Annotated in this window: 5 protein-coding genes, 1 pseudogene and 1 riboswitch; of the genes and pseudogenes, 5 read left to right on the top strand and 1 reads right to left on the bottom strand. The window is 74.1% G+C overall.

The genetic code is table 11. The features are described from left to right. A pseudogene (locus JHD21_RS20125) lies at window positions 1-160 on the top strand (Asp-tRNA(Asn)/Glu-tRNA(Gln) amidotransferase GatCAB subunit B); the annotation flags it as partial. A 33-nt stretch (window positions 161-193) separates the two neighbouring features. Here the strand turns inward: JHD21_RS20125 and JHD21_RS20120 are convergent. After that, entirely contained in the window at window positions 194-589 is a 396-nt protein-coding gene (locus JHD21_RS20120) for a hypothetical protein (RefSeq protein WP_292678946.1), read from the bottom strand. A 35-nt stretch (window positions 590-624) separates the two neighbouring features. Continuing rightward, window positions 625-748, top strand: a riboswitch (cobalamin riboswitch). A 77-nt stretch (window positions 749-825) separates the two neighbouring features. On the opposite strand from JHD21_RS20120, the gene JHD21_RS20115 reads away from it, so the two are divergent. The 4 genes from JHD21_RS20115 to JHD21_RS20100 form a co-directional block, all read left to right on the top strand. Beyond that, on the top strand, window positions 826-1,896 hold the full coding sequence (locus JHD21_RS20115; RefSeq protein WP_292678943.1) for a hypothetical protein: 1,071 nt from the start codon (window positions 826-828) through the stop codon (window positions 1,894-1,896). Window positions 1,897-1,898: 2 nt separating this feature from the next. Continuing rightward, entirely contained in the window at window positions 1,899-2,774 is an 876-nt protein-coding gene (locus JHD21_RS20110) for a hypothetical protein (protein WP_292678940.1), read from the top strand. Window position 2,775: 1 nt separating this feature from the next. Further along, complete coding sequence (locus tag JHD21_RS20105) at window positions 2,776-3,861, top strand: energy-coupling factor transporter transmembrane component T (protein WP_292678937.1); 1,086 nt, start codon at window positions 2,776-2,778, stop codon at window positions 3,859-3,861. Then, window positions 3,858-5,449 (top strand): ATP-binding cassette domain-containing protein (locus JHD21_RS20100; protein ID WP_292678935.1); only part of this gene is annotated, 1,592 nt, incomplete at its 3' end. The genes JHD21_RS20105 and JHD21_RS20100, both read left to right, overlap by 4 nt.

Here is a 5,449-nt window from a genome sequence, read left to right as displayed (position 1 = left end):
CGACAACGCGATCGCGGCCAACCCCGACGTCGCCGACAAGATCCGCGACGGCAAGGTGGCCGCCGCGGGTGCGCTCATCGGCGCGGTGATGAAGGAGATGCGGGGCCAGGCCGACGCCGGCCGGGTGCGCGAGCTGATCCTGGAGAAGCTCGGCTCCTGAGCCTGCCCAGCCGGTCCGGCCTGCCCAGCCTGGCTAGCCGGCCGGGGTGAGGGTGCCGATGGAGAACCCGGTGATCTCACCGAGGCGACCGCGCCACAGCAGGCCGGCGTTGGTGGGCGTGAAGTGCCCGCCGGAGACGTACTGAGCGTCGCGCAGGTGCAGGAACTGGGTGGTGACCTCGCGCCCCGCGCTCTCGAGGATCTGGTTCATGCCGCCGGCCAGCGAGTTGAGGAACTCGTGCGCGCCGCCCTCGCCGCTCGCGCCCAGGATCCGCAGCCACGCGCGTGGCCCGATCATCACGCCGGTGACGGTGGCCCCCGGGACGTTGACGGTGATCCCGAGCTCGAAGCCGTCCTTGTGCCGCGCGACCTCGGCGAGCGCCACGAGCAGCCCGTCCGCGGGGATGGGGTCGAAGTCGGCGTCGGTCACCGCCTCAGAGTAGGGTGCGAGCCGCACGACAACTTCATCCACATCACGCCCGTGGCGGGGGAAGCCGGTCCGAGTCCGGCGCTGACCCGCAACCGTAGGCGTGGCCTCCTCCAGGAGGTCATGCGAGCCGGAACACCCTCCACGTCGCGTCCTGATCACACGCTGTCGAGGAAAACAGCGGGTGGCCTCCTCGGAGCAGTCGCTCCCGGCCTCCCGCTGCGCAGCGGGAAGGAACCATGAAGAAGCATCTCTCGAGCGCAGTGGCGCTCGCCGTCTCCGTGGCGGCCACGCTCACCCTGTCCGCGGGGCCGGCGTCCGCCGGCGACCCCGTCGACCAGACCGAGCGCTGGCTCGCCAAGCAGCTCGACGGCGGGCTGGTCCACAACGACCAGTTCGACTTCGACGACTACGGCCTCAGCATCGACGTCGGCCTCGCGCTCCAGGAGCTCGGACAGACCAGGACCGCGAAGACCGTCCGCAAGGCGATCGCGAAGAACGTCGACAGCTACACCACCGGCGCCGACTTCGGCAGCAGCGACATCTACGCCAACGCCACGGCCAAGGCCGCCGTGTTCGCGCAGGCCACCGGAGCCGACCCGGCGAGCTTCGGGGGCGTCGACCTGGTCAAGCGGCTGAGCAAGCGGGTGGCCGGCTCGGCGCCCGTCAACGGTCGCATCCAGGACAAGGGCGCGAGCGACTTCGCCAACGTCATCGGGCAGGCGTACGCCGTCCAGGCGCTGACCGAGGCCGGGGCCAAGAAGGCCGGCAAGGCCACGACGTTCCTGCTCTCGCAGCAGTGCAAGGCCGGCTACTTCCGGCTCAACTTCACCGAGGACAAGACGGCGGCCGACCAGACCTGCGACGGCGGCAAGCGCAAGACCACCAGCGCACCCGACACCGACACCACCGCGCTGGCCGTGCTCGCCCTGCTCGAGGACCCCACCCCCACCAAGCCCGTCCGCGCGGCCGTCTCCCGGGCCCTCGCCTGGCTGACCAAGACACAGGGCACCAACGGCAGCTTCGGCGGCGGCCCCTCCACCGAGACCCCCAACGCCAACAGCACCGGGCTCGCCGCGTCCGCGCTGGGGGCTGCCGGCGCCTGCGACAAGGCGAACCGGGCAGCCAAGTGGCTGAGCAGGCTGACCGTCTCCGGTGTCTCGGGCGAGAACGGCGCGATCGCCTACGACAAGGCCGCGAAGGCCACGGCGAAGGACGGCATCAGCGTCGAGGAGCGTGACCAGTTCATCCGGTCGACGGCCCAGGCCGCGCCGGCGCTGGTCTACGTGATCATCGACGGCTGCGACTGAGCATGACGTTCGTACGGCGCGCCGTCGCGGTCCTCGTGGCCGCGGCGGCGGGCCCGCTCGTCTGGGTCGCCACGGCGTCACCGTCAGACGCGGCGACCTGCGCCGACGCGGGCGGCGTGAGCGTCGTCGTGGACTTCAAGAGCCTCGGCGGCGGCGCGCAGTCCGTCTGCGACCCGCACGGTGGTGGGCAGAAGGCCGCCGCGCTCTTCACCGGCAACGGCTACGAGCTCACCTACGTCCAGCGGACGCCCGGTTTCGTCTGCCGGGTCCAGGGCCTGCCGACGCCGGAGGACGACCCGTGCGTCAACACCCCGCCTGCGAACGCCTACTGGAACCTGTGGTGGTCGGACGGGAAGACCGGGAAGTGGACCTACTCCTCTCTGGGGGCCGCGTCGCTGACCATCCCGGCCGGCGGGTCCGTGGCCCTGTCCTGGGACGACGTCGAGGGCCAGTCGACCCCCGGGGTGGCGCCGCCCAAGCACCAGTCGGCCGCCCCGAGCGCGACGCCGACGGTGAAGCCGACGCCGACGCCGACCCCGAAGCCGACACCCACGTCGAAGCCCACGGCGACGCCGACCGAGGCGCCGACGGAGGAGCCGACCGAGAGCCCGACGCCGACGTCCCTCGAGAGCCCGGCGCCCTCGCCGCTGCCGGCGGAGCCACTGCCGCCCACGGTGACGCCGAGCCCCACGCCGAGCGCGACCGAGACCCCGTCCAGCGCCGTGACCGACGAGGTCGCGCCCACGAGCGGGTCGGCGGACGCCGGCGACCCGGACGGGGGCGGGCTGCCGGCCTGGGTGCCGGTCGCCCTGCTCGTGGCGCTGTTCGGAGGCGCGGCCGTCGTGGTCGTCGTACGCCGACGGGCCGGAGCCTCGTGACGTGAGCACCCGGCTGCCCCGCGACCTGCACCCCGTGGCCTGGTGGGTGTGGGCGCTGGGCCTCGCCGCGGCGGCGACCCAGACCACCAACCCCCTGGTCCTGCTGATGCTGGTCGGGGTGGCGACGCTGGTCGTGATGGCCCGCCGGTCCGACCAGCCGTGGGCCGGGTCGTTCCGGCTGTACGTGATCGTCGGCGCGGTCATCCTGGTGATGCGGGTCGTGTTCCGGATCGTCCTCGGCGGGGGCGTCGAGTCCGGGACCGTGCTGCTCGACCTGCCGGAGGTGCCGCTGCCCGACTGGGTCCTGGGGCTCCGGCTGTTCGGCCCGGTGACCCAGGAGGCGCTGCTGGCGGGCTTCTACGACGGCCTCCGCCTGGCCACCATCGTGATCTGCGTCGGGGCGGGGAACGCCCTGGCCAACCCCAAGCGGCTGCTCCGGTCGGTGCCCGCCGCGCTGCACGAGGTCGGCACCGCGCTCGTGGTCGCCGTGACCGTGCTGCCCCAGTTCGCCGACAGCGCCCGCCGGGTGCGGCTCGCCCAGAGCCTCCGGGCGGGGGACACCCGCCGGACCGGGCGGCTGCGGCGCTACCTGGTCCCGGTGCTCGAGGACGCGCTCGAGCGCTCCCTGCGCCTGGCGGCGGGGATGGACACCCGGGGCTACGGGCGCTCCGCGGGTGCGACGCCCCGCGAGCGGCTGGTGACCGGGGCCCTGATGCTGGCTGGTCTGTGCGGCATCTGCGTGGGCGTCTACGCGGGCCTGGACACCACCGCGCCACGCGTGCTGGCGACCCCGATGCTCCTGCTGGGCGTCACCGTCGCCGTGGTCGGACTGGTCGCGGCCGGGCGCCGGGTGCCGCGCACCCGCTACCGACCAGACCCCTGGCGGGCGCCTGAGCTGGTCGTCATGGCTTCGGGTCTCGTGGCCGCGGCCGCGATGTGGTGGGTGGCCGGTCACCAGGTCCTCACCGCCTACCCGGGCCTGACCTCGTGGCCGACGCTGACCCCGCTGGCGCTGCTGGCCGCCGTGGTCGGCGTGGTGGCGGCGCCGGCCGCCCCCGAGCCCAGGCTGCAGGGCGCGCTCGCATGATCGACCTGCGCGGCATCACGGTGTCCTACGCCGACCAGCCGGTCCTCACCGACGTGGACCTGTCGGTGGGCGAGGGCGAGCTGGTGCTCGTCTCCGGCCCGACCGGCTCCGGGAAGTCGACGCTGCTCGGCGTCGTCACCGGCCTGGTCCCGCGGTTCACCGGCGGGCACCTGCGCGGCGACCTGCTGCTCGACGGCGTCAGCATCCTCCGGACCCCGCCCCGCGAACGCGCCCACGTCATCGGCTACGTCGGGCAGGACCCGCTGGCGGGGTTCGTCACCGACACGGTGGAGGAGGAGCTCGCCTACGGCATGGAGCAGCTCGGGCTGCCCGGTGACACGATGCGCCGCCGGGTCGAGGAGACGCTCGACCTGCTGGGCATCGCCGACCTGCGCACCCGCGACCTGCGCAGCCTGTCCGGCGGTGAGCAGCAGCGGGTCGCCATCGGCTCGGTGCTGACCATGCACCCGCGACTGCTCGTGCTCGACGAGCCGACCTCGGCCCTCGACCCGACCGCGGCCGAGGACGTCCTCGCGACGCTGACCCGCCTGGTGCACGACCTCGGGGTCTCCGTCCTGGTCGCCGAGCACCGCCTCGAGCGGGTGGTGCCGTTCGTGGACCGGATGGCCCTGCTCGTGGGCGACCGGGTCGAGGTCGGCGACCCCGCGGACCTGCTCGCCCGCTCGCCCGTCGTACCGCCGCTCGTGGATCTCGGCCGGTACGCCGGCTGGTCGCCGCTGCCGCTGACGGTGCGGGAGGCCCGGCGTCGGCTCGCGTCGAGTGACCCGAACTGGCTGCCTGCGGCCCCAGTCGACCAGAACGGGTCACTCGACGCCGCCGGGCCCGCCGCCGTGCTGACGGCCCGGGACGTCACGGTCACCCACGGCCGCAGTGTCGCGGTCCGCGAGGTGTCGCTCGACCTGCGGCCGGGGGTCACGGCGTTGATGGGCCGCAACGGGGCCGGGAAGTCGTCGCTGCTCTGGGCGCTGCAGGGCTCGGGTCCGCGTCGGTCGGGCGCCGTGTGCGTGGACGGCACCGACCCGGCCGACGTGAAGCCCGCCGCCCGGCGCGCGCTGGTCGGCCTGCTGCCGCAGAGCAGCTCGGACCTGCTCTACCTCGAGACCGTCGACGAGGAGTGCGCCGCGGGTGGCGTGGGCTGCCGGGAGCTCCTCGACTCGCTGGTGCCCGGCATCCCGGGCGACCGGCACCCGCGGGACCTGTCCGAGGGCCAGCGGCTGGCCGTGGCCCTGGCGCTGGTGCTCACGCCGAAGCCGCCGGTGCTCCTGCTCGACGAGCCGACCCGCGGGCTCGACTACGCCGCCAAGCGCGGCCTGGCGCGGCTCCTGCGTGGGCTCGCGGACGACGGGCGGGCGGTTCTCGTCTCGACCCACGACGTCGAGTTCGCGGCCCTGGTGGCCGATCAGGTGCTGGTGCTGTCGGACGGGGAGGTCGTCTCGAGCGGACCGGCCCGCAAGGTCCTCGCCGAGTCGCCGGCGTTCGCCCCTCAGGTGATGAAGGTGCTCGGACCGCCGTGGCTGCGCGTCGACGAGCTCGCGGCCGCGCGGGACGTGGTCGTGGCGGCGGGCAC

Source organism: Nocardioides sp., assembly GCF_016462705.1.
GTDB lineage: Bacteria > Actinomycetota > Actinomycetes > Propionibacteriales > Nocardioidaceae > Nocardioides.
The sequence above is the reverse complement of the archived record's forward strand: the minus strand, read 5'-3'. Positions and strand labels throughout refer to the sequence as shown.